This is a genomic window from Rhizobium favelukesii, assembly GCF_000577275.2.
GTDB lineage: Bacteria > Pseudomonadota > Alphaproteobacteria > Rhizobiales > Rhizobiaceae > Rhizobium > Rhizobium favelukesii.
On record NZ_HG916855.1, the window covers coordinates 1,067,467 to 1,094,401 of the forward strand.

Annotated in this window: 20 protein-coding genes and 7 pseudogenes; 17 read left to right on the forward strand and 10 right to left on the reverse strand. The window is 56.7% G+C overall.

All coding sequences use genetic code 11. The annotated features are described in order from the left end of the window. Positions 1 to 28: 28 nt before the first annotated feature. From tnpC to LPU83_RS68630, 6 genes and pseudogenes are all read left to right on the forward strand, one after another. Positions 29 to 1,594: an IS66 family transposase gene (gene tnpC, locus LPU83_RS68605; protein ID WP_037069003.1), complete on the forward strand. Its 1,566-nt coding sequence runs from the start codon at positions 29 to 31 to the stop codon at positions 1,592 to 1,594. Beyond that, positions 1,594 to 1,899 carry a hypothetical protein gene (locus LPU83_RS68610; RefSeq protein WP_037069005.1) on the forward strand — a complete coding sequence of 102 codons (306 nt, stop codon included), beginning with the start codon at positions 1,594 to 1,596 and terminating at the stop codon, positions 1,897 to 1,899. The genes tnpC and LPU83_RS68610 overlap by 1 nt, the downstream gene beginning before the upstream one ends. Before the next feature lie 153 nt (positions 1,900 to 2,052). Next, positions 2,053 to 2,372 (forward strand): annotated as a pseudogene (tnpB, locus tag LPU83_RS68615) (IS66 family insertion sequence element accessory protein TnpB); the annotation flags it as partial. A 55-nt stretch (positions 2,373 to 2,427) separates the two neighbouring features. Further along, a complete protein-coding gene (locus LPU83_RS68620; RefSeq protein WP_244656178.1) occupies positions 2,428 to 2,589 on the forward strand; it encodes a hypothetical protein in 162 nt (53 codons plus the stop codon). 138 nt (positions 2,590 to 2,727) lie between these two features. After that, positions 2,728 to 4,062: an ISNCY family transposase gene (locus LPU83_RS68625; protein ID WP_037069090.1), complete on the forward strand. Its 1,335-nt coding sequence runs from the start codon at positions 2,728 to 2,730 to the stop codon at positions 4,060 to 4,062. 189 nt (positions 4,063 to 4,251) lie between these two features. Next, a pseudogene (locus tag LPU83_RS68630) lies at positions 4,252 to 4,499 on the forward strand (transposase domain-containing protein); the annotation flags it as partial. A gap of 190 nt (positions 4,500 to 4,689) precedes the next feature. On the opposite strand, the gene LPU83_RS68635 reads toward LPU83_RS68630, so the two are convergent. After that, the gene (locus tag LPU83_RS68635; protein ID WP_024318986.1) at positions 4,690 to 5,856 is read right to left on the reverse strand and encodes an FkbM family methyltransferase; all 1,167 of its coding nucleotides are present in this window, start codon (positions 5,854 to 5,856) and stop codon (positions 4,690 to 4,692) included. 214 nt (positions 5,857 to 6,070) lie between these two features. Here LPU83_RS68635 and LPU83_RS68640 point away from each other — a divergent pair. Next, positions 6,071 to 6,835: pseudogene (locus LPU83_RS68640) on the forward strand (transposase); the annotation flags it as partial. A 3-nt stretch (positions 6,836 to 6,838) separates the two neighbouring features. On the opposite strand, the gene LPU83_RS68645 reads toward LPU83_RS68640, so the two are convergent. After that, on the reverse strand, positions 6,839 to 7,330 hold the full coding sequence (locus tag LPU83_RS68645; protein WP_024318989.1) for an ISAs1 family transposase: 492 nt from the start codon (positions 7,328 to 7,330) through the stop codon (positions 6,839 to 6,841). A 328-nt stretch (positions 7,331 to 7,658) separates the two neighbouring features. Between LPU83_RS68645 and LPU83_RS68650 the strand changes: the two genes are divergently transcribed. Genes LPU83_RS68650 through LPU83_RS68660 form a run of 3 tightly spaced genes read left to right on the forward strand, consistent with a single transcriptional unit; the run spans position 7,659 to position 10,457 of the window. Continuing rightward, a complete protein-coding gene (locus LPU83_RS68650; RefSeq protein WP_157997399.1) occupies positions 7,659 to 8,903 on the forward strand; it encodes a glycosyltransferase in 1,245 nt (414 codons plus the stop codon). Next, positions 8,903 to 9,727, forward strand: a complete 825-nt coding sequence (locus tag LPU83_RS68655) for an ABC transporter permease (protein ID WP_037071579.1) — start codon at positions 8,903 to 8,905, stop codon at positions 9,725 to 9,727. The genes LPU83_RS68650 and LPU83_RS68655 overlap by 1 nt, the downstream gene beginning before the upstream one ends. A gap of 1 nt (position 9,728) precedes the next feature. After that, positions 9,729 to 10,457, forward strand: coding sequence for an ABC transporter ATP-binding protein (locus LPU83_RS68660; protein WP_024318992.1), 729 nt, complete (start codon positions 9,729 to 9,731; stop codon positions 10,455 to 10,457). Between the two features lie 231 nt (positions 10,458 to 10,688). Here the strand turns inward: LPU83_RS68660 and LPU83_RS68665 are convergent, their stop codons facing one another. Continuing rightward, on the reverse strand, positions 10,689 to 11,273 hold the full coding sequence (locus tag LPU83_RS68665) for a plasmid pRiA4b ORF-3 family protein (protein WP_024318993.1): 585 nt from the start codon (positions 11,271 to 11,273) through the stop codon (positions 10,689 to 10,691). Further along, a pseudogene (locus tag LPU83_RS68670) lies at positions 11,273 to 11,437 on the reverse strand (transposase domain-containing protein); the annotation flags it as partial. The gene LPU83_RS68665 and the pseudogene LPU83_RS68670, both read right to left, overlap by 1 nt. Before the next feature lie 272 nt (positions 11,438 to 11,709). Here LPU83_RS68670 and LPU83_RS74930 point away from each other — a divergent pair. Then, positions 11,710 to 11,985, forward strand: coding sequence for a transposase (locus LPU83_RS74930; protein ID WP_231052092.1), 276 nt, complete (start codon positions 11,710 to 11,712; stop codon positions 11,983 to 11,985). Positions 11,986 to 12,010: 25 nt separating this feature from the next. Here LPU83_RS74930 and LPU83_RS68680 read toward each other — a convergent pair. Beyond that, positions 12,011 to 13,071 (reverse strand): IS630 family transposase gene (locus tag LPU83_RS68680; protein ID WP_112334154.1). Its coding sequence is split into 2 segments (ribosomal slippage): positions 12,011 to 12,579 and positions 12,579 to 13,071, totalling 1,062 coding nucleotides; the frame shifts between segments, so codons are not numbered across the junction. A gap of 94 nt (positions 13,072 to 13,165) precedes the next feature. Here LPU83_RS68680 and LPU83_RS68685 point away from each other — a divergent pair. Both LPU83_RS68685 and LPU83_RS68690 read left to right on the forward strand, forming a co-directional pair. Continuing rightward, positions 13,166 to 13,312 carry a hypothetical protein gene (locus LPU83_RS68685; RefSeq protein ID WP_157997400.1) on the forward strand — a complete coding sequence of 49 codons (147 nt, stop codon included), beginning with the start codon at positions 13,166 to 13,168 and terminating at the stop codon, positions 13,310 to 13,312. Next, positions 13,309 to 13,876: pseudogene (locus LPU83_RS68690) on the forward strand (UPF0149 family protein). Before LPU83_RS68685 ends, LPU83_RS68690 begins: the two are co-directional and overlap by 4 nt. A gap of 350 nt (positions 13,877 to 14,226) precedes the next feature. Here LPU83_RS68690 and LPU83_RS73330 read toward each other — a convergent pair. Then, the gene (locus LPU83_RS73330) at positions 14,227 to 14,376 is read right to left on the reverse strand and encodes a hypothetical protein (RefSeq protein ID WP_024318892.1); all 150 of its coding nucleotides are present in this window, start codon (positions 14,374 to 14,376) and stop codon (positions 14,227 to 14,229) included. A 232-nt stretch (positions 14,377 to 14,608) separates the two neighbouring features. Between LPU83_RS73330 and LPU83_RS68695 the strand changes: the two are divergent. Continuing rightward, positions 14,609 to 15,544, forward strand: a pseudogene (locus tag LPU83_RS68695) (HEPN domain-containing protein). A 513-nt stretch (positions 15,545 to 16,057) separates the two neighbouring features. Here LPU83_RS68695 and LPU83_RS68700 read toward each other — a convergent pair. Further along, positions 16,058 to 16,596: pseudogene (locus LPU83_RS68700) on the reverse strand (Pycsar system effector family protein). Between the two features lie 112 nt (positions 16,597 to 16,708). Between LPU83_RS68700 and LPU83_RS68705 the strand changes: the two are divergent. Together LPU83_RS68705 and LPU83_RS68710 are read left to right on the forward strand one after the other, a co-directional pair. Next, positions 16,709 to 20,479 carry a FecR domain-containing protein gene (locus tag LPU83_RS68705; protein WP_024318894.1) on the forward strand — a complete coding sequence of 1,257 codons (3,771 nt, stop codon included), beginning with the start codon at positions 16,709 to 16,711 and terminating at the stop codon, positions 20,477 to 20,479. Then, the gene (locus LPU83_RS68710) at positions 20,479 to 22,464 is read left to right on the forward strand and encodes a CHASE2 domain-containing protein (protein WP_024318895.1); all 1,986 of its coding nucleotides are present in this window, start codon (positions 20,479 to 20,481) and stop codon (positions 22,462 to 22,464) included. The genes LPU83_RS68705 and LPU83_RS68710 overlap by 1 nt, the downstream gene beginning before the upstream one ends. A 313-nt stretch (positions 22,465 to 22,777) precedes the next feature. Here the strand turns inward: LPU83_RS68710 and LPU83_RS68715 are convergent, their stop codons facing one another. The 3 genes from LPU83_RS68715 to LPU83_RS68725 all read right to left on the reverse strand — a co-directional run bounded on the left by LPU83_RS68715 (position 22,778) and on the right by LPU83_RS68725 (position 25,003). Then, positions 22,778 to 24,205 (reverse strand): mannose-1-phosphate guanylyltransferase/mannose-6-phosphate isomerase, encoded by a 1,428-nt coding sequence (locus LPU83_RS68715; RefSeq protein ID WP_040680949.1) that lies wholly within the window; start codon positions 24,203 to 24,205, stop codon positions 22,778 to 22,780. Further along, positions 24,202 to 24,357 (reverse strand): hypothetical protein, encoded by a 156-nt coding sequence (locus LPU83_RS68720; protein WP_157997401.1) that lies wholly within the window; start codon positions 24,355 to 24,357, stop codon positions 24,202 to 24,204. The genes LPU83_RS68715 and LPU83_RS68720 overlap by 4 nt, the downstream gene beginning before the upstream one ends. Before the next feature lie 352 nt (positions 24,358 to 24,709). After that, positions 24,710 to 25,003 carry an exopolysaccharide production repressor protein gene (locus tag LPU83_RS68725; RefSeq protein ID WP_225040125.1) on the reverse strand — a complete coding sequence of 98 codons (294 nt, stop codon included), beginning with the start codon at positions 25,001 to 25,003 and terminating at the stop codon, positions 24,710 to 24,712. Between the two features lie 402 nt (positions 25,004 to 25,405). On the opposite strand from LPU83_RS68725, the gene LPU83_RS68730 reads away from it, so the two are divergent. Continuing rightward, complete coding sequence (locus tag LPU83_RS68730; RefSeq protein WP_024315084.1) at positions 25,406 to 26,911, forward strand: hypothetical protein; 1,506 nt, start codon at positions 25,406 to 25,408, stop codon at positions 26,909 to 26,911. Positions 26,912 to 26,935: the final 24 nt, after the last annotated feature.

The following is a 26,935-nucleotide window of genomic DNA, read 5'->3' on the forward strand; positions in this document are numbered from 1 at the left end:
CCGGCGCAAATCGGCTACGTATGCGGGTATGGAAACGACGCCGCTGGACAGTCAGGACGAGCTATCTGTTTTGCGCGCTCTCGTCGCTGAACAGGCGGCGAAACTTGAGAGCCAAGAAGCTGAAGTCAGCAAGCGAGACTCCATTATCGGGCTCCTGCGCGCGCAGTTGGATTTGCTCCGCCATCGGCAGCATGGCGCTTCTTCGGAAAAGATCGACCGCAAGATCGAGCAATTCGAGCTGATGCTGGAGGAGATCGAAGCCTCCCGTGCCGAGGCCGAGCTTCGCTCCGGGAAAGCTCCTTTGCCGGAGTTGGACGACGCACCGGATAAGCCGAAGCGCAAACCATTGCCCGATGGTCTTCCAACCGAAGAACTGGTCTATGCGGCACCCTGCAATTGTCCGACCTGTGGTGGTACATCGTTCCTGAAGGCCGCTGACAGGGTGGTCCAGGTGATGGAGCACGTGCCGGCGTCCGTCAAGATTGTCCGCCACGTCGAAAAGCGCATGATCTGCAGGGACTGCGATACGACGGTGGCAGGCGAAATGCCGACCCTGCCGATCGAACGCGGCAAGCCCGGACCGGGGTTGCTGGCCCATATCATGGTCGCCAAATTCGACGATCACATCCCGCTCTACCGTCTATCCGAGATGTACGACCGGCTGGGGATAGATATCTCCCGATCCGTGATGGCCGACTGGGTCGGCCGCGTGTCAGTTCTGCTGGCTCCTCTCATCTTGCTGATTAGAGCCCATATCGCGGCGGTCGATCGAATACATACGGACGATACCCCGGTGGATGTTCTCGACCCTGGGCGAGGAAAGACAAAAACCGGGCGGGTCTGGGTCTATGTCTTCGATGGCAGCGGCTATCAAGATCCCACTCCAAGAGCCATTGCCTACTACTATAGCCCCGACCGCAAGGGCGCGCATCCAGCCGACCATCTCGCTGCCTTCAGCGGCGTGATGCACGCGGATGGCTATGGTGGCTATAAGAAGCTTTACGGCAACCAGATCATCGAGGCTGCGTGCATGGCGCATGTACGCCGCAAGTTCCACGATGTGATCAAGCTGAAGCCATCTCCAATCGCTGACGAAGCGCTGTCGCGCATCGGTACGCTCTACGATATCGAAGATCGTATCCGCGGCATGTCGGCTGACCAGCGGCGTACACTGCGCCAGCAACACGCCAGGCCCCTTCTGGAGGACCTCAAGAGCTGGATAGAAGAGACGCTTTCGACGCTGCCACAGAAGCAGAAGCTGGCTGAAGCGATGCGATATGCCCTCTCGCGATGGGCAGCGTTGAGCGTTTACATCGATGATGGCCGTGTCGAAATCGATAACAACATAGCTGAACGAGCCATGCGTCCGCTTGGAATCGGAAGAAAAAATTGGCTCTTCGCCGGGTCAGACAAGGGCGGTGAGCGCATCGCCAACATCCTGACCATCATCGAGACTGCCAAACTCCATGGCCACAATCCGGAGGTCTATCTCACAGACGTCCTGACCCGGATACAGAGCCACCCAAAGGATCGGCTCCAGGAATTGCTACCGTGGCAGTGGGCGCCTGCAAAAGACCGATACGAGGCTGCGTGATGGCACGCTCGAGGTTCATCTATACGCTGAAAGAAGTCGCCGGCATGATCGGCGAGAACCTCGAATTAATCGAGGAGGTGACCGCCAACTCAGACAATATCGCCGAGGGCGAACTGGTATATGTCCGCGATGGCAGTGAAGATGGCACAACAGGCCTGACCGAAAATGGAATTGACGACCTTCGAGATCTCCTGGCCGACATACGGACGTGGGATGGTGGAATCCGCCAGTTCCTCGTCGATGAACAATGCGATCCCGAGATGATCGAGCGCGTCATGGCAGATGAACTAAGCCGCAAGTCCTAAACCGCGCCTCGTAGACGCAAAAAATGCGTTCGCCGGACGCTCACAGAAGATAAGCATTGTGACGATCGAGCTTGGCCGCGGCCGGCGCATTCGTGTGGAGAGCGATGTCGATACTGAAGCGCTCGCTCGGATCCTCGACGTGGTCGAGCGGCGATGATCCCGGTTCCGAGCGGCGTGAAGGTCTGGCTGGCGACGGGACACACAGACATGCGGAAAGGCTTCCCCGGCTTGTCGTTGATGGTGCAGGAGACGCTGAAGGGGGATCCGCATGGCGGCCACCTATTCTGCTTCCGTGGGCGTCGGGGCGGGCTGATCAAGGTAATCTGGCACGACGGCCAAGGTGCCTGTCTGTTCACGCGCGGCCGCTTCATATGGCCGTCAGCGGCTGACGGCACGGTGGTCATAACTCCTGCACAGCTCGGCTATCTGCTTGAAGGGATTGACTGGCGATGCCGCAAAGAACCTGGCGTCCAGGCTGGGTAGCGGAAATGGCTGGAAAGGCAAGGCCGAATATGATTCCATCTTGCCATGACCGAAGCGGACGATCAGCTTCCCGACGACCTTGCCAGCGCTCACGCGATGATCCTCGCCGAGCGCGCCGCCCGTCGTGAAGCCGAGGCTGTTGCTGCTCGTGCGCAAGCTGTAAACTCCCGTTCCGATGCGCTGATTGCCCGGCTGAGACTAAATTAGTGTCCGTCCACAAACGGTAAACCGCTGAAATTATTGGAGGAATCGCGATATTGCCGCGGGCAAAGCCCGGCGGTTTCAGGTACACTTTAGATCAAGCCATTGATTCTAAAGACAAACCCGCAACCGCCGGAGCCGACAATGCGCCAAGAACGCACCGTCCAATCCAATATATTCGATCTTTTCGCCGAACACGAGATCGGCCGCGAGCTGAAAGCCATGTCGCAATGGCTGGATGAGCATCGTGATCTGCTCGGGCTGGTAGCGCAGGACCTGCGCCGCCACGGCGTCAAGGAGACCGGCCGCGAGGGCCTGCCGGCGGAGGCCGTGCTGCGTTGCGCCCTGCTCAAACAACACCGTCAGTTGAGTTATGAGGAGCTGGCCTTTCATCTGGAAGATTCCGCCTCGTTCCGGGCTTTTGCCCGGCTGCCATGGGGGTGCAGCCCGAAGAAGTCGGTCTTGCACAAGACGATCAGCGCGATCCGGGCCGGGACCTTTGAAGCGATCAATCGCGTGCTGTTGACAAGCGCCCGGCAGGACAAGGTGGAACGCGGCAAGGTCGTGCGCATCGACAGCACCGTCACTTCGGCGCTGATGCACGAACCGAGCGACAGCAGTCTTTTGTGGGACTGCGTGCGGGTGATGGTGCGGCTGTTGCAGCAGGCGGCTTCCTTGGGCAGCGCCATCTTATGGCACGATCACTGCCGCGCGGCGAAGAAGCGATCCCGGGCGATCCAATTTACCCGCGGTCGTCCGAAACGAGTTCAGCACTATCGCGCGCTGCTCAGGATCACGCGCACCACCTTGAGCTATCTCGAACAGGCGGCGGCGCAGCTGCCCTTGGCGGCGGGCCCGGCGGTCGAACGCTGGCAGGCCCAAGTCCGCCACTATAAGCCGCTGATCGAACGGATCATCGCCCAGACCGAGCGGCGGGTCCTGGCCGGCGAGGCGGTGCCGGCTGGCGACAAGCTGGTCAGTTTGTTCGAGCCGCATGCCGACATCATCGTCAAAGGCAGCCGCGACGTCGAGTATGGCCATAAGATCAATTTGACCACCGGCACAAGCGGGCTGATCCTCGACCTCGTCGTCGAAGCCGGCAACCCGGCCGACAGCGAGCGCTTGCTGCCGATGCTGGAGCGTCACATTGGCATCTGGGGCGAGCCGCCACGGCAGGCCGCCGCCGACGGCGGCTATGCCAGCCGCGAAAATCTGAGCGGAGCCAAGGCCTGGGGCGTGCGAGACATGGCCTTCCACAAGAAGTGCGGCCTCAAGATCGAAGACATGGTCAAAAGCCGTTGGGTCTATCGCAAGCTACGCAACTTCCGCGCCGGCATCGAGGCCGGCATCTCCTGCCTCAAACGCGCCTACGGCTTGGGGCGCTGCACCTGGCGTGGGCTCGACCACTTCAAGACTTATGTCTGGTCCTCGGTGGTCGCTTACAATCTCGCCCTCTTCGCCCGCCTCAGATCGAACTGACATCCCATGTCGCCAGCCAAAACCGGACCGGCGGAACGCCGGCAGTTCCCAATGCGCGCATTTCCACCAGAAATCCTGGCCGCCGCAATTAGCACCCATGAGCCACACCGCATGGCTTCAAAGCGGCCACCAAGCGGAACCCAAACGCGCTGCAAGCACAAGAAAACCAGCCGTTTATGGACGGAAACTAAATTAGAGATCGAGAAGCTCAAGCGCGACATCCATGGCAACCGCTCGGAGCGAAAGGCCCGCCTTCTCGAACAGATGGAATTGCAGCTCGAAGAGCTGGAGGCCGACGCCAGCCAGGACCAACTGGCCGCGGAGATGGCGGCACGATCATCGACAGTCAAACCTTTGAGCGCAAGCGTCCATCGCGCAAACCGTTTCCGGAGCATCTGCCGCGCGAGCGCGTTGTGCTTCACGGCTTGTCCTCCTGCCAGGAGGATCGGCTCGACCTATCCGAGCAACCCTCGCATAGGCAGTGTAGGGCAAGCCACCCCGGCCCGAAGGACATAGGGTCTTACGTTTGCGGATGACATTGGGAATTCCATTGCGCGATGACTTCGACCGTTTTTTCCCGCACAAACTTTGATGGGCTGCCTGTGGGCACGGGTAGCCCTGCAATACCTACATTGTGCGGCTCCAAGGGTCGTTGTTGGGCTTCAAAGCAATGTAGTCGCCGTGCTTACCGCTAAGAAACTCCTCCGCCGTTAGATATTCAGAAACACTAATTTCTCCATTTTCGCCAACGACAGGTCGGATTTGACGTATGCGGTAGCCATGTTCGTTGAAAAAACTCAGCATGTCATTGACCGCAGACTGGTATCGGTGATTTCCGCTTGTGTAGGCGTAGCCTGACCACTCAAAAATTATTTTGCAGGTAGGCGACCGTCTGATCAAATCGACTGCGCCAAGTAAAACATATGGCTCGGCCTGCTCAACGTCACAATGTATGAGGTCCGCCACTAGATCCTTAGTCACGTCATCCAGACGTAACGTTTGCACGTGAAAGGAATTCATGAGGCCTCGGCTCGAAACCCATTTTCCGTTCTCATCAAGAAGTTTCGGCAGGCTTTCTGGTGACCACATTGGGTTGTCGGATTGATCTGCCGTTTCGGCCGGACCACTAAGGTGCCCGCCCCCGATGAATTGATAGTCGAAGGTAAAGTCCAGCGTCTCATTAGAGACGAGGTAAGCAGCTCTATTGTAAGCATCGACGCGATCTACAATACCACCGTACATGATTGTCTTCATCAGGACGCAGAAGACATGAGGGTTTGCTTCGATAGATATGACCTTTCCCGTAGAGCCAACAATTCTAGCGCCTAGGCAAGTGTAGTAACCAAAATTAGCCCCCACATTTATATAGGTTTGCCCTTCGCGTAGAAGCTCTTGGACAACTCTTGTGGTCCAAGCTTCGTGTATACCATCGCGCAAAATTCCGATTGTTACATCCACGTTGAACGTGGGTACCACGACATGCCCGTCCCACTTCGTTCGCACAAGGCACAGACCATCGCCAATATAGGTAGCCATATGAGGGTTACCACTGTTGTCGATTACGTTCGTCGGTCTCAGTATTGCATCGATGTTACGAATAGCGTCCTGTTCGACCTGGCGATCAACATTAAAATGGCGACCTTCCAAAATTGCGTGTGGAACTAAATTTGCTTTCCGCGCGAGATAGTCGACATGAACCATGATCTTATTTACTGTATCTGGACTAAGGTTTTCTAACTCAGCACGTAATTCGGTGAAATAAGCGGTATTTCCTTGCTCTGATTTCTTGAACACGACTTTCTCCCTGGGTGCCCCGGATCCCGGCCAACTAGCGAATGTTTACGACTGTGATGACTTTTTTCCAAGGCCAAAATCACGTTGCGGCGATGACGTCCCCGGAGGTGATGTAGCAGGACAGCGGTCGTCATCGGCATTTTCCGGTAGGGTGGGGTTGATCGAGCGCAGCCTGGATCAATGACATGATGGACTTACGAGTTCTGATGCAGATTTGCTGCGCGAGATGATTGGCTTTGCCGCTGAGAAGTTGATGGCGCTGAAGGTCGGGGCAAAGACCGGTGCGGCCTATGTCGAGAAGAATGACTCTCGACTTGCTCAACGCAACGGCTATCACGATCGCGACTGGGAGACGCGGGCTGGCCCTGTTGAGCTCGGATTCCCAAACTTCGCACCGGCAGTTACCTTCCAAGCTTCCTCGAGCCGCGCTGCATGGCAGAGAAGGCCCTGACCGCCGTCATCCAGGAGGCCTACGTCCAAGGTGTCTCGACCCGCTCGGTCGATGATCTGGTGAAAGTCATGGGGGCGCGTCTGAGGCCGACCCGATCTGGACGGGGTTCCTGCGCAAGCTTACCCGGCACGGTCTGCGAGAGGTCAACCTCGCCGTCTCCGACGCTCACGAGGGCATCAAAGCGGCTGTTTCCAAGCTCCTCTGCACGGCTTGGCAGAGATGCCGGGCGGGGTTCACTTCATGCGCAATGCCCGGCAGGCGTGTCGTCTCGGCATTCATTGCTACGGTATCCGCACAGGACATCCTGGAAGCCCCCAGTCTACAGTGGCGTAACGTCGCCGATCAGATCAGACCAAACGTGCCGAAACTCGCCCATCTCATGGACAATGCTGAAGAGGACGTGCTCGCTTACATGACCTTTCCCAAACAGCATTGGATCAAGCTGCGCAGAATCCAATTGAGCGCTTGAATGGAGAAATCAAACGGAGGACAGAGATTGTCGGTATTTTCCCTGACGACGAAGCCATCGGTTCAACCAACCCGTTGGCAACCCATCGCGTCGATGGTGACAACAGCACCCGACATGTCGATCATCCCGATCAACGCAGGAATGGCGGTGATCTGGTTCGACTTCGCATCGACCTTGACTTGAGCCAACACGAGGCGCTGACGCGCCGCAAACGCCGTCACGTTGTGAGCGGCGGCCTGTCCCTTCGCCTTCGAGCCGGACCGGCGCTGCGTCTTGCCATCAATGGCGATCGCCTCGACGGGCGCGCCGATCAGCGCCGAGACCCAGGCGGCGAAGCACCACTGGAACACCTCCGGGTCCAGGCTGGCGAGGATGTCGCCGAGATGGTCGCGCGCCGGCGTGCCATCCTTGAACGGCTTGAACCGGCGAAGAAACGCCAGCTTCATCTCGCCAAACCGCGCGATCGCAGAGATCGTCTTGGCGCCCGAGATCACAGCCGCCAGACAGAGAAGAAGAATCTCGTCCAGAGGATAACGGACCTTGCCGCTTTGCATCCAACCCCTTAAAATGCTCCAGAAAAACCACGCCCTCGTAGACCGATAAGTCGGCCATTTCCTCGGTCACGTCCCCTGCCACATCGTCTCTCCGAAGCCAGAATCAGATGGCAGCCATCGATTCAGACCATCAGACACATGTCACGCCGGGGATTCACCCGATTGCCCTGCCAACCCAGTGGGATGTTATTGACTTACCGGATGCGGTTGTCTAAGAGCCCCCAGTTCTAGGAGTTTTGACTTACCTAAAACAACTACAGTTTGGGATATCTGCGGGGTGTGGCGCTGTCCCATTTTTTACGGAGACTAGGCAAAGAAGGAAATGGCTGTGGAGCAAACGAAAATCAATTCGCAGATCCCGTCGGCGACTAGATTGCCGAAGCTTTTGGTCGTTTCAAGCTATCACCGAGCTTGCGGGATAGCGCAATACGTCGAATTTCTAGAGCTCCCGCTTCGTGAGCAAACCGACTTCGATATCGAAATCGCAGCGCTTCCGGTTGATCTTCTTAGATCCCAGTCGCCATACGCTAGAAAAGCTGCCGCCGCCGAATTCGAACAACTTTTGTTAAAAGTGGGGCGGGCTGACATTGTAAACATACAACTTGAGCCCGGTCTCTTCGGATTCACACCACGGCGAATTTGGCGGAACGTTCATGCGATCATACGGCGCAGCAAAAAGGTTATAATAACCTACCACACGGTTCCATCTTTGGAAGCGCGACGATTCCGCCTTAGCCGCAGCGGTTTAATTAATTATCTGAGAGACTGGCGTGGTGACTATGTGTTTAATCGTCTATTCGCTACAGTCCGCCGAAATCCGAAAAAATTCCACCATATCGTACAGACAGCGCGTGAGGCCAAAAACTTTGGATTCCTAGGCATTGCGTCTGATACGATTACACATCGACCCCTCGCGTTCGTTAGCAAGGCGGTCCGCCATGGCATGGATCATGATTTAGCCAAGCAACAAGTAGCCTCACGGCTAAATATAAGTTCTGGAGTTTTGTTGGGTTGCTTCGGTTTCCTGTCACCTTACAAGGGCATCGAGGTCGCAATAAAGGCATTAAAGTCGTTGCCGGACGATCACCATTTGTTGGTTGTTGGTGGCCTGCATCCGGAGGGTATTGAGAGAGGAAAAGTAGAGCAGCCGTATATAACCAAGTTGATCAAGGAAATAGAGCAGCAGCCCACGTTAAAAAATAGAGTTCATTTTTGTGGAGCTTTAGATAACGATGAGTTCAACAACGTTATGCTGGCGTGCGATTCTGTCGTTTTGCCATATGCGGAAGTCGGTCAGACTTCGTCGGGGCCAGCCGCTCTGGCGCTCGACATGGGCAGGCCTCTGTACTGCTCGCATACCAAATGTTTTGGTGAGCTCGACCGCTATCAGCCTGGTGCAATATCGTTTTTCGAAGTCGGCAATTACATTGAATTAGCTGAGAAACTTAACAACCGCGAAGGCGATGATCCATCCCGCGTAGCCGCCCGGGCAATCTATTTGAATAAATTCAACGTAGAGCAGAGGGCGGCAGCTTATTTTGCTGCTGCGAATCGACTGTTGCAGGTGAAATAGTGGCCATCAAAAGCAGCAATTGGCGGTGGGTCGAACGAGATTTTTTGACAGACATTCGGATGTTGTATTCTCAACGCGAATTGGCCTGGCAACTTCACCTTGCGGATATCGCTGAGAATAAGCGCAATTCAGGCCTCGGGCTTGTCGCCCCATTTATCTCGGTGCTAATTCATGTCCTCCTATTAGGAACGGTCATGGGGCTTGTTTTCCACGAGCCTCTGAAGTCGTTTATACCTTTTTTTGCGATTTCCTTTTCAATTTGGCAAGGCATCTCTATTTTTGTTTCGGACATTTCTTATGCTAACGAAAAAGCTGCACGTTACTTATCGTTTCCGAATATATCGGGTTACATAAGCAATCTAGTTTCAACATATGACTTTGTGATTGCCCTGCTACTGAAAATTGTTGCCTCATTCATTATTATTGCCTTTATCAATCCCGTCATGGTCTTGCAGACTAATTACTTGGCTTTTTCTGTAGGCTTGTGTCTACTTACTTTAGTGATGATTTGTTGGTCGCTACCACTAGCATATGTGTTTGACCGCGTCCGACTATTGCGGGGCTTTCTGCCGCAAATATTGTTCGCTGTGTACTTAGTGACGCCCATTCTGTGGGCGCCAGATCGCTTGCAGGCGCATAAGTGGGTAGTGGTTTTCAATCCCGTATATCACCTAGTTGAAGTTGCTCGCGCGCCCATTGTTGACAGCTCCTTTCCCGTCGCGTCCTATTGCGTATGTTTCGTCCTTATTGTTTGTGGACTCGCGCTGTCCAAAGCGCTTTTTGGTGCCAACCGTGATCTTGTCGTATATCGGTGGATGGCCTAATATGACTGAGGCCGATATTGTCGTTCGTATTAGAGACGCATCTGTCGAAATCCCCCTACGCGGCGTGAAGGGAGGCGCTCTGGGGGCGGACCCCAGGATAATCCAAAAGGTAAACGGCTCATTGGTTTTACGCGCGCTGGATAAGATATCACTTGAAGTCCGGCGTGGCGAGCGCGTGGGAATCGTCGGTGGAAACGGCAATGGAAAAACCACCCTCTTAAAATTGATCGGAGGAATGCTTCCGGCCGTTGGAGGGTCTATAGAGGTTCGAGGCTCTATAAGAACATTGCTAACAATTGGAGCAGGGACTGTTCCTGCTTTAACTGGAAGACAGAATGTGCGGATGAGATACTCTTTGCTCGGGATTAAAAGCATCTCGGTAGATGAATATATCGCAGACGTCGCGGAATTTTCAGAACTGGGCGCATTCTTTGATATGCCTATTGGAACGTATTCACCTGGCATGCAAAGCCGGTTGCAATTTGCGATGAGCACTGTGGAGCCAGCGGACATTCTGCTGTTGGACGAGTGGATTGGTGTTGCTGATCACGCATTCCAGGTAAAAGCAAACAACAGACTAGAGAAATATATCGAAAAGAATGAAGGATTTCTTTTTGCCTCTCACAATGCCGAACTGTTGCAGAGAATGACCGATCGGACGCTGACTTTGCAAAACGGGAAAATCATATCTGACGAAGCCTCGGCGCTTAGTATTAGTAGTCCAGCTTAACAGGTTTATCGGCGGTGGTGCCGTACGCATACGCGGAAGGCCGTCTTGAGAGATGTCCGGAGACGTGGCTGACTGTTTGTATGGACATCTATACTGACAGTCAGCGTGATCACCGTCTTGAGATCGTCGACACTGGTCGGCGTCGCCGTTTCAGCAAAGAGGTGAAGCTACGGATCGTAGTTTCGATACAGGAAGTTAACAAGTCGTAAGCATTCGCCGAGGACCGCAGGTTCAGGCTTTCTTGCGTGCTTTGCGTTTCCATTTGGCGGCTAGCGCATCCACGTTTTTGCGAAGGTTGACGACATCGACTGTGGTCGGATCGTAGTCCGCGCTGCCCCACCATTCGAGAAGCTCATCGTGGCGCTCGTGAGTTTTGTCGGCAAGCGCTTCGCGGAACTCCTCATATCCCCAAGGGCCGCCGACGTCCTCTGGAGGACACCGCCCGACAACATCCAGCAAGATAGGATCATCGAGGCCAGCGATAACCGGAAAGGTCTTTTCGATCTTGACGGTGTGCGTCCAGCCATCGCCGAAGTCATAGAGGTACTTGAACGATCTCGCGCCGATATCTTCGATGGCAGAAAGAAGTGTCGCTTTGCGAGCGTCGATGGGTTCGTCAAAACCACCGTCGGGAAGGCCGAAGCCGACGTCACGGATGCGGAATTCGTCGAGATGGCTGCTGGTCCACCCGAAAGCCGCCTGAAGAACCTCATGAAGCCGGTTAAACCGAATGCGGAACGGTACGACGACGCGCCGCATCACCAGAGGTTCAACGTCATCGAGGGTGACTTTCAAACGGACGAGAGAGGCAGCCATCAGGCCGCCTGCGGTAAGGGTGTCGTCACGGTATTTGTCCAATTCCAAGGAAGCAGTTCATCGATTCGGTTTGCCGGATGATCGGCGATCCGGGCAAGGACGTCGGCAAGCCAGGCCTGCGGATCAATACGGTTCATTTTCGCGGTGACGATCAAGCTGTACAGTAAGCGTTGCGAGCGCCCCACATTTCATTGAATTTCAGTTCGCGCATAATCCCGATCTTTCGAGATTGAGAGGTGGGAATGATGGATCTGGTGCCAATCGAGCGCGACGAGCAAGTTGTGCGCATAGTGCTGATGACAGTCATCAGCACTATGCGCAAGGTAATGCAGAGCGGGCTCGATCGACGTCACGTCGTGTCGAAGTCATCATCGGCGAGGATCGCCGCCGTCGATGGAGCCCGGAGGACAAGGCGAAGATCACAGCGGCGAGTTTTGTGCCCGGCGCCAATATCTCTGCCGTTGCGCGTCAATACGGCGTCAGTCAAGGCCTGTTGCACTATTGGCGTCGCTGCGCCCGCGAAAGCGCATCGGATGAGCAGGAGATGCGTTTCGTGCCGGTCGTGAAGGTTGGCGACGAACAGCCTCAACCATCTCTCGGAAAGATGTTGACCGTTCGCGTTGAGATTAACGGCGCCTGTGTCGTTATCGACGGCGGTGTTGATGAGCATACGTTGCGGACGGTGTTCAGCGCGATACGGGGTTCGGCTTGATTGCGCTTATACCAACATGCATTGATCAAAACCGATGCGCCCACTCGCGCAGTCCAATGGACATTATCTTCCAGGGTTGCGCGACGAGTTTGTTCCAGGCGACACAGCAGTGAGCGACGATGTCCTCGTAGTCTGTGAAGATGCGGTTCGACAGCCAGTTGTCCCTCATAAATTGCCAGACGTTTTCGACAGGGTTCAATTCAGGCGAACGCGGCGGCAAGAACAGCAATGTGATGTTGTCAGGGACGCTGAGCTTCGGCGTGACGTGCCATCCGGCTTGATCGAGGATGAGGACCGCGTGAGCGCCGTCATCGACTGCCTGGCTGATTTCCAGCAGATGTTGATTCATGGCGTCGGTATCGCAATAGGGCAATAGGAGGCCCGCGCCCTTACCTTTCTTGGGGCAGATGGCACCGAAGATGTACGCCCACATCGTCCGTTGATCCAGCGGCGCTGAAGGTCGGGTGCCACGGCGAGCCCATCGGCGGGTGATCTTGTTTTTCTGACCTATGCGCGCCTCGTCGGCCCACCAGAGTTCGATCTCGGTATTCTTCGGGAGGCTGCTTCTGATGGCTGCCAATGCGGCAGGGAACTCTTTTTAAAAGCGTCCACTTCGGGTTCATTCTGGGCGTAGTGGCGCGGCCGGGCAGACAGCTTGGCAAAGCCGAGAGCCTTCAATTCGCGACCAACCGTGGTCTCGTCCATCGAGATCCGGAATTCCTGGAAGATCCATTGGACCAGATCCTTGCGCCGCCACCGAACGACACCGTGGATAGCCGGGATCGGACCACGCTCTACAATCTTGGCCAAGGCCTGGCGCTGATCATCATTCAGCTTGGGCCGATTGCCGGGAGCCTTGCCGTTGAGGAGCCCGGCCGACCCGTGCTCATTGAAACGAACGACCCAGTCGCGAACAATCTGCAAGGTCACGCCCCCGATCCGGGCCGCATCTGTACGCGAGCCGCCGTCATAAATTTCCGCCAACGCCAGAAGCCGCCGCGCTTGAGCGGCATCCTTGGTCCCTTTCGCGAACTGCCGCAGAGCAGGACCATCAAAATCATCGCGCAATGCAATCGCCGAACCCATTGCAAACCTCCCGTTTGCCCCATGGATTCAGATTTTCACCGATTCGGGAATCCCAAGTGAGTCGCACTCTGCGCTCGCTGGTATTAGATCGGATTTGCGGATCCTGATTGCTTCCAAGCCGGTTGTGCTCGAGCGCATCATCTCGGGCAACGTAGCCGCCAACCGGATGGAGACGCTCTTCCCCTGGGTCTGGAAGGCTGAACGAGAGGCGATGACAGATCAAGGGCGGCATGCGGCATGACACAGAAGAGCCAGGGGACGACGACTGCACGACCGAAGCTTGACGACGAGGCGTTCGAAGCCTTTTTGAGGGCACGTCGTCCGGCATCGCCAATCTGGTCAATGAGCGGTCTCGATGGCTATCTCACTGCTCTCATCATCGGACCGAGGTTTATCGACCCACGCCAATGGATCCCGGAACTGACCAGCCCGGATGCCCTGAACCTGCCGATGAAAACAACCGAACATCGGGCCGTGCATTCGATCGTTGCAGAATATAACCGCATCTCGGCGAGCCTTTCCGAAACACCGAAAGACCACCGGCCCCGGTTCACCAGGATCGATGATCAGACCTTTGATGCCATGGACTGGGACGTCTGCTTTCTGATGGGAACCGGATTCGCGCCGAAGCTGTGGCGGGCCCGTCATTCGCGGTCATGCCGTCACTGGCGATATCATTGCGCCAATCCGCAAACTCAGCGAGACAAAAGGACCAGCTACCCACAAGGATGCTGCTGCCGTCGCCGAAGCGCTCGTCAATATCCGAACCTACTTCATGCCAAAACGGGCAAAGCAAAAGTTCTGACTGAAGTGCTGTTGCGATTCCGTCAACGCCGAAAGCCGTGGGCTGTTCGTCGCGCTCACGGAAAGGGGGCCGAAACAGTCGCTAATGCTCTACTCCCGTCTCCAGGTGACATCATAACGTCTGGCACTTTCCTAGCGGAGAGGGAACAAAACAGAGGTACCCGGCCACATGGGTCCCCGTGAGCGGCACGATGATCCGGATTACAAACCGGCAAACATGCGTCTTGTCGGTCGGGCTCATCGTGCCGTAAGTCATTGCCATCTCGTCGCCGCCACGCCGAATTTGACGCTATCGCCATCGATCCGAACAAAGCGAACGTCGTTTCATCGTGCAGAGAAAGGTGGCTTAGGCTACTTCTCTTCGACGGAAATGCCCTTTTCGCCGATCGAGATATCGACGCCTTTGGGTTTGCTCTCTTCGCGGAGAATGTAGATGCCCATGACGACGACCAACACGACCAAAGCGCCGATCACGAAGTAAAAGCCGTTCCGATTGTTCATTCATTTCCCCTGGCTGGATTCTCTGAAATAGGCTGGGCGATCAGGATGGCAACGGCGTCGCAGAGACAGGACAAGCAAAAGTCAAAGTGAACGTTGCGAAACCGACTCACCGACAAGCGCCACGTCGGTGATCACGCATAGGTATCCGCCAGAATTATCCATCTTGTAATTGTGATGATAATAAATTTCGCGTAAAAGGTTTGGGGTGTGCAATCACGATGGAACCGCTACGATGGATGCGATTCACACCGAAGGCTTCGACGCTGCTTTGACCCGGACCGATCACATTGAGCACCTGCCGGACAGGAAGCGGCGCGAGTTGGCGCGCATCATGGAGATCCTGTTTGCCGAGGTCGAGGCGTTTCAGGCAAGCAAGCTGTCGGAGAAGAGAAGCGCCGGCCGGATCCTGAAGGTCATACTGTATGGGTCCTATAGCCGGGGTGTCTGGGTTGAGGATCGCCTCAGCGGCTACCGCTCTGATTACGACCTGTTGATCGTCGTCAACAAGAAGTCCTTTGCCGACGAGCATGACCTCTGGCAAGGCATCGAAGAGCAGCTGTTGAAAGAGCAGATCGGCCATCGCATCGAAACGCCGGTCGTCCCGATCATCCACACACTCCAGGACGTCAACGATCAACTCGCCCGTGGTCGGCCCTTCTTCGTCGACATCGCCAGAGACGGCATCGTCCTCTACGAGCAGCCTGGTCATCCGCTGGCGGAGCCGAAGCCGCTGACGGCAGAAGCGGAGTAGCACGAAGCGAAGATTTACTTCGAACAGTGGTATCAGCTGTCTCAAGAGGCACTCACTGGCGCCGAACTGATGCTCGAAAGAAACATCTGGCGCCACGGGGTGTTCATGCTGCATCAAGCCACCGAATGTGCTTACCACTGCGCTCTACTTACACTGACCCTCTACAGCTCCAAATCGCATCGAATAAAAGTGTTGCGCTCTCAGGCCGAGGGAGCAGACAACCGACTAATCGCCGCTTGGCCGCGAGGCAGCCGGTTCTCACGTCGCTGCTTCGAGTTGCTGTCTCGCGCCTATGTGGAGGCCCGATATTCGTCGAAATACAAAATTGCCGACGAGGAGCTCGCATGGTTGGTTGAGCGCGTGAAGGCGCTCCAAGCTGTTGTCGAGGCGGTCTGCCGGGAACGGCTTTCCATTTAGACGCCCAAAGCGCCGGTCGCGAGGTAAATGCCGTTCAGATTGCTCATTCATTTCCCCTGGTATGGACCTTGAGATAGGCGGCGATCAGGATGGAACCGTATTGAAATTGTTGAGAAATTCGAACAGCCGCGTGCAGGGTCGTAGAGAGTACGGAAGGCCGAGGGGCACGAGAGGGGGCACCGGTCGCGTCAGCTTTGGTTTAACGCGCCGCAAATCGCCCTGAACAAGGGGTAAAACCACCCTTGAAAATTGTCGTCAAATTCTCCCTTTCGCGACTTGAAAAACTGTCATAGCTGGGTTGGCACCAGCCGAAAAAAAGGGTGCTGATCCATGCGACTAAGAATTGAAACCAGCGTCTCGAAGATGTTCGAGGAGCGCAAGCGTTGCCTGGACAAGCTCTGGAGTCAAGGCTTCCGGGGCGCTAACGGGGCTCTCGCAACCGACCTTTCCAGCACGATCGCGGCTCTCGTACTGCAAGTGGACGAGGGGTTCTCATTGGTTGAGCTGGGAGAGCTATGTGCTCACCAATAAGAGGACATAGGCGATCACGGTCACCATGAGGCCCCGAAAGGAATATGCAACAAACCGATATTTACCCCGCGCAATGGTGGATAGGATATCGGCGTTCTTCATGTACTGCTCGAAGAGATAGCCCGCATCACTTCGCATTGCCGCTTCGCGAAAATACTCGCGATGATTCGGCCAGGCTCCCCAAAACAGTGAGGTCGTGGAGTGAACGTGACGAGGTAGAACCACCAGAATTGCGGTGAGAACGGAGAAGATCGAAGCCGCCGCCAGCGCGCCGGAGAAGAGGATGCCCTGCGGCGTTCCCTGCGCGTACCGGCTCCAGGTAAAGACCTCGCGCCCCTCGCTTGAGGTTACCAGAAAGGCAAGCATGAAAGTAAAGATATAGGCAGCCTTCTGGTCGGAAATCTTGATTTGGTCGTAAAAGACATCGTTATCTTCTTGATATGGTCGAAATATTCGGAACCAACGTCCTCGGTTGAAGGTGAACTGCTCAGAAAATCTGAGGCATTCTCAAAATCGCTCACGTCTCGCCCCCGCGTCAAAGTGTTTCTCTGATATTACACTTGTCGCACAAAGCAAGCGAACTTCCTTGTCCCCGCTTGACTTTTCAACTATAGGCAGACAAATCCTTGCGACATGAGGGGTATATTTGCAAGATACGCGTGCGGGGGCACAGCGATCGCGCTGGTTGCGTCATGTCTGACGCAGCCAGCAGCGGCGGAGCCTATCCAGCGAACGGCGCGCGCCGCCGGCTCCGTCATCGACCAAAAGATCGGCGAGGAAGTTCGCTTCGTCGACCTCAGCAACTGGCAGAACGTGTCACTGCACCAGGACCTGCTCGGCGGCGACGTGTTGCGCACCAATGCCAACGGCCAACTCGCGATCCTCTTTGCCGATCACACTCAGGTCCGCCTCGGCCGCAATTCGGCGTTGCAGGTCAGGCAGATGGGGGCTACGGGCGATACGATCCTGAACCTGCAGTCCGGCACCATGTGGGGCCGTGCCCAGCGCGGCGGGCAGGGCCTGACGGTCGAAACCCCGGCTGCAGCCGCCGCCATCCGCGGCACCGACTGGACGCTGACGGTCAAGGGCGATCAGACCTCGCTCATCGTGCTCGAGGGACGGGTCGAGCTCAAGAACGAGCACGGCAGTGTCGAGGTCGCACAAGGCGAAGCGGCGGTCGCGACGATTGGGCAGGCACCGCGCAAGCTGGTCATCGTTACCCCTGACGATCGCGAGCAGATGCTGTTTTATCTGACACTGCGCAGCGGCTTTACGTTCATGCCAGCTTCGCCCCTGCCGATGCAAAAAATGCGATCCGAACGCAGCCGCATCGAGGCCAAGGCGCCGGAAGCAAGAACGTCAGAGGACTGGCTGACACTTGCCGAAGTACAAATGTCGTTCGATGGGCGTCAGCAGGCGCTTCAGTCGTTGGCCAAGGCTCGGGCGCTCAAACTTTCAGCCAGCCAACGCGCCCGTGCCGATTTGATCGAAGCCCTGATCGCGGGCGCAGAGAAACGCTACGACGAAGCGGCCGAACTATTTTCGCGCGCTGAGCCGGCGCTCGATCCGCAGCGTCGAAGCATCGCTGCCTACGGAGGCTACTATTCGCGATCGTTGCGTGACCCCAACCATGTAGAGAAGCCACCTTCCAACGTCACCGGTCCCTACGCTGCGGTGATGAAGGCCTATACCGCGGGCTTCCTCGAAGATATTCCCGCTGCCATCAAAACGATGAGGGAGGCGGAAGCGCGCTTTCCAGCAAATTCTAGCCTGCCGGCCTTGCGTGCCCAACTCGCGCTGCTGATCAACGACCGCGTCCAAATGAAGGAATCAGTTGAGCGGTCGCTTTCCATAGACCCGAACGATCCCGATGGACTTCAGGCCCGTGCTCGTTTTCGATCCGACTTCGAGGGGAATCTTGAGGCAGCGCTGGAAGACCTGAACGACGCAATCAAATTGGCGCCGGGCTCCTCGATGGCATGGAACGATCTCGGTCTGCTTCAGGCTGCCCGGGGCGCCAGCCGCGAAGCGGAAGCTGCCTTGAAGAAGGCGATTGAACTCGATCCGGACGACCCGATCAGCCACGCCAATCTCGCTGTCCTTTATCTCGATCAGTCGCGTATGAAGGAAGCGAAGCGCGAGGTCGACCTGGCATTGGCCGCTGATCCAGCCTTCGACGTGGCACTTCTTGCGCGCGGACGCTACTATCTGCAATCAGGTGAACGAGAAAAGGCGATCGACGACCTTCTTGCGGCGTCGACGGCCAATCCGGGCTACTCGCAAGCGCAGCTAATGCTCGCGGCAGGCCACTACGAAAGAGGCGAGCGGGATCCTTCGAATCAGGCTGTCGAAAATGCCGATCGACTGGATAAGAATGATCCCGTCATCTCAGCGTTTCGAACCGCGGTTGCCATTGACGACTACGACGCTGATGGAGCGATCGCAAACGCCCAAGAATTTCTGAGGCGCGCCCGCGCCCGCGGGGGAGATTTCAGCGCGCTTGGAGCAAACCAGGATGCCGGCTCCACGCTCAACAACGCCTTTCGTCTGCAGGGGCTGGATGCCTGGGGGCGGTATTATGGCGATGCGGTTTTTGATCCGTTCGAAGGCAGCGGCTTTGCGGATCAGGCGCTCAAGGGCAGTATCAACCCGTTCAAGAATGCGATCACCTTCGGGGATAGCGTGATCGAAAACACGAGCAACGCAACGAGCTTTTCTTCCCTGTTTCAAGGACTGTTGCTCGACCCGCACATGTTGTCAGGCCGGTCGAGATCGGCCACATTGCTGCGCACGCCGTTCATCGAAGGCTCTGTTGGCGGCGGCATAAATAGCGTCGGGGGTCACACTGGGCGCGTTGGTGAAGCCGAAATCCAAGGCTTTACCAACCAGACAATACCCATCAGCTTCTTCGGCAATTTCGAGTGGGAGGAAATACCGGCTGAAGGAAGCTATGCAGACTTCGGCAGTTTTTCCACCGAGACCAAACTGCTGAGCGCCAACGGCTATATAACGGCCACTCCCACCCCAGAGGATCGCGTGGTCGCGTTCGTCAATCAGGGCCGCAGCGACTTCGACCTGAATTCGTTGACGCTCGATCCATCGGCTTCGATCCGGCTCAACGCAGAGCTCTTCATTCCTCTTTTCGGGGTGCCGTTGGCACCAGCGGAACTGCCCTTCTATCGCAGTCAGCATAACAGTCTGGATAATCTCAACAGCGGTGTCGGCTGGAGTCACACCTTCGGCTACCGAAATATCGTGAACGCCGCGCTTCTTTATTCAGAGGTGAAGTCGGAGAGCGCAAACGACTTTGATTTCGATCAATCACCCATATTCGGGGTGACGACGCCGGACTTGCTGCCGTTTGGGCAAACCCGGCAAAGCCTGTCCTCCAAGAGCTATGTCGCAGCCGTCAGCCATAGCCTTGGCACTGACAACGGCTTGACCTGGCGATACGGTATCGAAGGAGGATGGATTGACACCCATAGCAGCACCTTCAATGAGCTTTATGAGCTGGTCCCGGGTTTTATCCCCGATATCACGGACGGCCCGAACGAAGCGTCCAATAGAACAAATCTGGCGCGTGCGTACGTAGACCTGCTGCACGAGATTACGCCAGACCTGAAGGCGGAATATGCTCTCCATGCCACGCTGCTGGATGGAGATGGTATTGACGTCAGTCGGTTGGAGCCGCGATTGGGCGTGGCTTGGGCACCGGTCGAGGACCAGTGGTTACGCGCTGCATTCATGCGCCAGAGCGTCGAAACAGGCGTGCCGACACTTGCCCCGATCGGCATTGTCGGGCTGCAGCCCAATCAGATTGCGGTCGGAATTGATGGCTATGTCGATACCGTCGCTTTGCAATGGGATTCCCAATGGACCGATCAGTTCTTCACGTCCATGGGCTACCAGCACCAGGAATTGCATGACATGACGATCGGGTTGCCGCTGACGGCGCTGCCGGCGATTGACAGCCTGCCTCTGGAACGAGGGAGCATTGACCGGGCAAGCATCACGGCAAATGTTGCGCTGGGGAATGGATTCGGTCTTTCAGCGACCTACGCTCGCATGGAGTCGGAAAACAAGGATGAAACAAGCGCTAACTTCGGCGGTGCCCTTCCATTCATCCCGCGCAATTCAGGCCAAGTGGCGCTAACCTGGGTCAATGAAGCGAAGGTGAAAGCGACGATCGCGGCCAATTATATCGGCAAACGAGACGGCGACGACATCGGGACAGAGCTTGATGACTTTTGGACCCTTGATGCCAACATGATTTGGGAGCCGTTCGACAAGCGCTTTGCTCTTGAATTGGCAGCCTTCAACTTACTTGACGAGGACTTCGAGATATCGCCGGGTGTTCCCGGCTGGGGTCGTGCCGTAAAGGGCACGTTCAAAGTCCGGTTCTGATGAACGCAGCCTCGCCCCTTGGTTCGTCGTCACATGCTCCTGGTTGGCCGTTCAGCAGCCGCAGTCTCCGGCTGCTGGTGCTCGTGCTTGTCACGCTGATCGGGATCTCTCTGCTTTCGCGCCTGCCGGCCTGGCCGCTGGTGGAACTCAAGTCGTTCGACTATTTGTCGACGGTCGACGATCCGCGGCCGCCGGAGGGCGGGCCGGTGATCGTGGCAATCGACGAGCCGTCTCTCGCGGCCATCAATGCGCAGTGGCCGTGGCCGCGTGTCCTGCATGCTAAGTTGATCCGGCAATTGCGTGCAGCCGGCGCAAAGGCAATCGGCCTCGATATCATCATGGCCGAGCCTTCGACGCCCGAAAATGACGCGGCGATTACCGAGACAGTTGGCCCGGACATCGTGCTTGCAGGTGACGAAACGCTGATTGAGACGTCGCAAGCCGATCAGCTCGTGCGGGCGACGCCGCTGCCGCAACTGACGGCTGCCGGAGCGCTAACGGGCATTGCCTCGATCGAGCTTGGTGGCGATGCCGTCTTCCGCGCCCTCCCGTTTTACGACGACGGCTTTGCCGTCACCCTGCTAAGGGCTGCCGGCGACGAGACGACGACGATCCCGCAAAACGCAATGATCCAGTCCTTCGGACCGGCGCGCAGCTATCCGACCGTTTCATATTATCAGGCGCTCGATCCAAGAAACTTCCTGCCCGAAGGGATTTTCAAGGATCGTGTGGTGCTGGTCGGCCTCAGCCTGCAGAACGCTCCGGAGATCGACAAGGGGGGCGCCGACGCCTTTGCCACGCCCTATACGATGCACACCGGCCAGCTCACCGCCGGCGTCGAGATCCAGGCAACCATCTACGACAATCTCCGCCGACAATTGGCGATCGCCCAGACCGGCACCCTGCCGTTTGCCGGCTTCATCCTCGTCGCCGCCCTGCTTGCCGCCGCAACGGTCTGGAAGTCGACCGGCTGGCTGACGCTCGTCGCAACGTTCGTCGCGATCTGCGCGTTTACCGCCCTTTGCTATGCCGGCGTGCGGCTTGGCCACATCTTCGTGTCGCCGCTTGGGCCGACCGTCGCCTATGTCTCCGTGGCCTTCGGTCAGGCGGGTCTCGATTACGCCGAGGAACGCCGGAACAAGCAGCGAATTACGCGGGCTTTCTCGCAGTACATCTCCCCGGACCTCGTGAAGAGACTGTCGGACGATCCGTCGCAGCTGAAGCTCGGCGGCGAGCGGCGAACGCTGTCGGTGCTGTTTTCCGACGTACGTGGCTTCACGACGATTGCCGAAACCATGAAGGACGATCCGGAAAAGCTGACCGGCCTGATCAACCGGCTGCTGACGCCGCTGTCAGACGTCGTCATGGACCACGGCGGTACGATCGACAAATACATGGGCGACTGCATCATGGCCTTCTGGAATGCGCCGCTCGATGATCCCGAGCATGCGCTTCACGCGGTCAAGGCATCACTGGCGATGCAGGCCGCCATAGCAACGCTCAACAAGCAGCTCGAAGCAGAAGCGAAAGTGAGCGGTGCACCGTTGCACGTGCTGAAGATGGGCGTCGGCATCAATACCGGCGATTGCGTGGTCGGCAACATGGGCTCGAATCGGCGGTTCGATTACTCCTGCCTCGGCGACTCTGTCAATCTGGCGTCCCGCCTGGAAGGTGCGTCCAAGAATTACGGTGTGGCCCTCCTGCTCGGTGAGGAGACCGCGCGCCGTGTCGCCGGCATGTACACTGTCGTCGAGCTCGACCGGATCATCGTCAAGGGACGAACCGTTCCTTCGCCGATTTTCACGATAATCGAAGCTGTTCATCCGGACGACCTGGAACTTCACAAAGCTCTTCTTGTGGCGAAGTACAACAAGACGCTGACGCCACTCGATACGTCGTTTGATAGGCTAGGGACGGCAATTCCTTCTCTGCGTCTATATTACTCGATCATACGGAGCGAGTTGGTTCGCCCGTTGGACGAGTAATGGCAAGATTTCATAGAATGCATGCTCCGCGGCGTTTTAGTGGTCAACGCGGCCTATCCTCAGCCTCCTCGATATGGCCAGACTGTGGAGGTGCGTGTTGATTTTGATCGCTGATTGCGATTGACCTCTCTTTCGGTCTTTATCGAAAAAGCGCCACTCTCGCTCGAGGCGAGCAATCGCATACTGAAAGATTGTCGTGGGCAAGGAGAGCGGGCCGCATACTTCTTGGTTATCCATCGTATCAATAAACCCCTTGTTTTCCTGATGTGCCACGGCAGACGGCAGCGATTTTCTGGCTACTCGCACGCCCCGATCAGCTGCGCCCGAACTCGTCGACGATGCGGATGATATCGTCTTCGCCGAGATAGGATCCGGTCTGGACTTCGATCAGTTCAAGCATGATCTTGCCGGGGTTGGCCAAGCGATGGATTTCTCCGAGCGGAATGTAGACGGATTCGTTTTCCCTGAGCATCTGCACGTTTTCGCCGATCGTCACCTCGGCCGTGCCCTTGACGACGATCCAATGCTCGGAGCGGTGATGGTGCTTCTGCAGCGACAGCTTCTTGCCCGGCGTGACGAAGATGCGCTTGACCTGGAAGCGGTCGCCGTTCAGCACGGACGTGTAGCCACCCCACGGCCGGTAGGAGGTCGGGTGCGTCTCGGTCAGCTGCGATGTCGATGGGGCGGCAGCGAGCATTTTCACGATGCTTCCAACGTCCTGGCTGTCCTGCAACCGGCCGACATAGACGGCGTCCTCGCTGGCGATGACGGCGATGTCGTCCATGCCCTGGACGGCGAGATGCACGCCATGTGTCATGATGAGCGAGTTCTTGGTATTGACGACGGTCGTATTGGCGGCCGCCACATTGCCATGCTCGTCGCGGCTGCCGCTCTTCCAGACGGAATCCCAGCTGCCGAGATCGGACCACTTGAAGGGCGAGGGGACGACGGCGGCGTTGCTCGTCTTTTCCATGATGGCGTAGTCGATCGAGATGTTCGGCGCGGCGGAAAACGCTGACCGATCGAGGCGCGTAAAATCAAGATCTGTCTTGGCGTTTGCGACGGCCTCTCCGGCCGCCTTTATCGTTTCGGGAGCGTGGGTGCGCAATTCATCGAGCAGACACGAAACCGAGAACATGAACATACCGGAGTTCCAATAGAAGCTGCCTGCGGCGAGCATCTCTTCCGCCTTGGCGAGCGGCGGTTTTTCGATGAAGCGTGCCACCACCCTTGCACCGGTCGTCAGCGCTTCTCCGCCTTCGATATAGCCGTAGCCGGTTGCCGGCTCGGTCGGCTGGATGCCGAACGTCACGAGCTTGCCTTCGGCGGCTGTCGCAGCTGCGATGCGGACGCAGTCAAAATAGGTGTCGTCGGCGACGATCTCATAGTCGGAGCCAAGCACATGCATGATTGTGTCTTGGTCAAAGCGTTTGCTCACCAGCGTCGCAGCCGCTGCAACGGCGGCAGCGGTGTTGCGGGCGACCGGTTCGAGCAGAATGGCGGCGAGGCCAATGTCCAGTTCGCGTGCCTGCTCGGCGACGAGAAAGCGAAACTCTTCGTTGGTGAGAACGACAGGAGCCTCGTAGAGCGCCGGATCGGACACGCGCTGCAGTGTCTCCTGGAAAAGTGTCTTGTCGCCGATAAACTGTATGAATTGCTTCGGTGCTGCAGCACGCGACAGCGGCCAGAGGCGCGTGCCCTTACCGCCAGCCATAATCACGGGAACGATCTTCTTCGTCATTTGGAGTGTCCTTGAGTATCTTTTGATTTACCGCAGACCTCGCTGGCCGCGGCGATCGCCGTCTCATCGGGCTTGCCGATCTCACCGTCCGGTCGGTAGAAATTTATGCCTTTGCGATTGCCTGAAGTATATGAGCCCGTTGCAATAGGCATTCCGCCACCTGCATGCCGTATAGGGCGAGTGCCGGCGTTGAAAAAGTGTCGCGAACGTGGAAGCCGGGGACCGCCAGCGCATCGCATAGTCTGCCGCAATTTCAGGGCTCGAATCCCCGGCGTCCTTGACAATCACGATGGCCTCGCCGAGGCATGCCACTCCATGGTCAAGCAGGCAGCGACCAGGCCGTGGCATAGAGTCCCGAAGCTCGCGCCTTGAGCCAGACAGACCGTGAAGTCCCCTTTCTCTAAATTTCATGGCCGGTAAGCGTCTCGACGCATCTTTTCCTGGACCGGATATGTTTCTTTCCGATGGGATCCACGCTTATCGAGCGTTTTGCCCAACCAGGCCCTATTTCCCGCGACGGTGGGCGCTTTCATGCCAAATGAGATATAACACGCCGCCGACGTAGCCTACCTGCATCAGGACGAGGCAAATGAGGCCGTAGTAAAGTGTCGTGGTGACACTGTCGTAGTGAAGGTAGCAGAACAGGCAGAACGCGGCCACGACGAGAAGCATTCTGACATAGACGCCTGGCGCACGCATCATCGCCGTGAAGCGAGCCAGCTTGGTCGTATCGCTTTTAAAGCCTTGTTCGATTCCTCTAGTCAGGTTCTTTGGGACGTGGGGCGCAGAGCTTGGCATCGCGAAGTCCTCCATGGTGCAGAGCATCATTTTTGCTGTTTGAAGACCCGTGGTCGTTCCTAGCACAGCGGTGGTCGTCGTTCGTCACCACATCTCTTTCCGTCAGAACAATAAAGCAGTGCGATCCGACAACGAATATCGATGTTGTATACTTGCAAGATGACGTAGTTATAAATATAAATGCGAAATCAATAAGATGTCAACGCGGAAAGATTCTGATCATTGTTGCTTGGTGGTGATTGAATATTGATCGTGCCAAGGAATGATTTATCCAATTTTGGCTTGCCTTCGATTTTTTGCGTCTATAAATTGTAGCAACACAATTTATACCTTTTCAAATTCGAGCAACGCGCATAGTGTGCATTGCAACATAGCAACGTCGTCAACATCCGGTGAGAGAGGATGAGCGTTGAGCCGATAGGACTATTCACGCTGGCGTTAGGCCTTTTCGGCCTCGCACTCGGATACGCGTCAATCGCCACGATATTCGTGGTATTGACCATATTCGGATCGGCCGCGGCGGTTATCGCCGGCTCGGCAAGTATTCCACCTGCGCACCTGTTTCTGCTGTTTCTTGCCGTGGCAACTCTTGCCAATCAGGCACGCTCCGAGATCGCGGTGAAAATGCTCGGCTTCGGCAAAGCGGGCTTTTGGCTGGCGTGCCTTGTCGTTTACGGAGCAGTGACTGCCTATTTTTTGCCAAGACTGCTTGCCGGACAAAGCTTGATCATTCCGCTTGGCATATCAGAGTACCCGTCGACGCGCGGCGCCGTTCCGCTCGGACCCGTATCCAGCAATTTCACGCAGACGATCTATCTGATCGCGGACCTTATCTGTTTCTTGTTAATTGCCACGGTCGGGTCAACGCGAGCGGGCTTCAATGCACTCGTCACTGGGCTTATCGCCTATGCCGCCTTCAACGTGCTGTTTGCTTTGCTTGACCTGGCAACGAACGCGACCGGGACCGAGGAACTGCTCCAATTCATGCGCAATGCGCAGTATACATTCCATGAAAATGACAGCGTCAACGGCATGAAGCGCATCGTTGGCTCGTTCCCCGAGGCATCGGCTTTCGCGGGGACGACTCTGGGCGCACTCGGTTTTACCGGGACACTGTGGCTTTGTGCGAGAAAGAACACCTGGACAGGCCCGCTTGCCTTTGCGTCACTCGTTCTGATCGTTTTGTCGACGTCCTCCACCGGGCTTGTCGCAACACCGGTCTGCCTGGTGATCCTTTACTGGACAGCACTCTTCCGGTGCGGTGTCTCGTACGGAAGCCGTCACGCCACCGCCTTCGTGCTGGCAGCTCCTGCGATCGTGGTCGTGATTGCACTCTTCGTGATCCTTCATCAGGACCTCTATCAGGACATTCGCGATTACGTTGACGTGCTGGTGCTGAACAAGGCGACGTCGAATTCGGCGGCAGAGAGAGGATCTTGGAACACCTACGGATTGCAGAATTTTTGGGATTCGTCCGGACTTGGGGTCGGACTGGGCACGGCGCGAACCTCGAGCTTCCCAATTGCGGTATTGTCCAATGTTGGCGTGCCGGGCGCGCTGTTTTTCCTGTTGTTCACGTTATCGGCCCTGGTGCGGTTGCCTGGCCCCGCGCGAACGTTTGAGTCCGATGTGCGGCTGGCCTCGCGCAATGGGTGCCTGTGTCTTCTCGTTGGAGCATGCGTGGCCGGCCCCACGGTTGATCTTGGCTTGCACTTTTTCATTCTCGCCGGCCTGGCAAGTTGCAATCCCGCGCAGGCGCGTTTGCCCGCACCCCTCCTGTCTCTTCGAGGGGGATCCGGCAAGCCGGCTGATCTCGAAAACGCTTTTGGGCCGCGGCCACCGACAGTCAGTCCAGGATCAGGCAGCTCAAGCAACCACGCCTTGGCCGCCGCGCCCGATCGAACGTGACACTGACATGCTTGGCGCCTGACA

Excerpts from the sequence above, each read along its gene's own strand:
- LPU83_RS68710 (WP_024318895.1), top strand. The coding sequence starts at position 20,479 with ATGAACGCAGCCTCGCCCCTTGGTTCGTCGTCACATGCTCCTGGTTGG.
- LPU83_RS68625 (WP_037069090.1), top strand. The coding sequence starts at position 2,728 with ATGCGCCAAGAACGCACCGTCCAATCCAATATATTCGATCTTTTCGCC.
- LPU83_RS68730 (WP_024315084.1), top strand. The coding sequence starts at position 25,406 with ATGAGCGTTGAGCCGATAGGACTATTCACGCTGGCGTTAGGCCTTTTC.
- LPU83_RS68665 (WP_024318993.1), bottom strand. The coding sequence starts at position 11,273 with ATGGCTGCCTCTCTCGTCCGTTTGAAAGTCACCCTCGATGACGTTGAA.
- LPU83_RS68725 (WP_225040125.1), bottom strand. The coding sequence starts at position 25,003 with ATGCCAAGCTCTGCGCCCCACGTCCCAAAGAACCTGACTAGAGGAATC.
- tnpC (WP_037069003.1), top strand. The coding sequence starts at position 29 with ATGGAAACGACGCCGCTGGACAGTCAGGACGAGCTATCTGTTTTGCGC.
- LPU83_RS73330 (WP_024318892.1), bottom strand. The coding sequence starts at position 14,376 with ATGAACAATCGGAACGGCTTTTACTTCGTGATCGGCGCTTTGGTCGTG.
- LPU83_RS68610 (WP_037069005.1), top strand. The coding sequence starts at position 1,594 with ATGGCACGCTCGAGGTTCATCTATACGCTGAAAGAAGTCGCCGGCATG.
- LPU83_RS68660 (WP_024318992.1), top strand. The coding sequence starts at position 9,729 with ATGACTGAGGCCGATATTGTCGTTCGTATTAGAGACGCATCTGTCGAA.
- LPU83_RS68720 (WP_157997401.1), bottom strand. The coding sequence starts at position 24,357 with ATGCCTATTGCAACGGGCTCATATACTTCAGGCAATCGCAAAGGCATA.
- LPU83_RS68715 (WP_040680949.1), bottom strand. The coding sequence starts at position 24,205 with ATGACGAAGAAGATCGTTCCCGTGATTATGGCTGGCGGTAAGGGCACG.
- LPU83_RS68620 (WP_244656178.1), top strand. The coding sequence starts at position 2,428 with ATGACCGAAGCGGACGATCAGCTTCCCGACGACCTTGCCAGCGCTCAC.
- LPU83_RS68705 (WP_024318894.1), top strand. The coding sequence starts at position 16,709 with ATGAGGGGTATATTTGCAAGATACGCGTGCGGGGGCACAGCGATCGCG.
- LPU83_RS68645 (WP_024318989.1), bottom strand. The coding sequence starts at position 7,330 with ATGCAAAGCGGCAAGGTCCGTTATCCTCTGGACGAGATTCTTCTTCTC.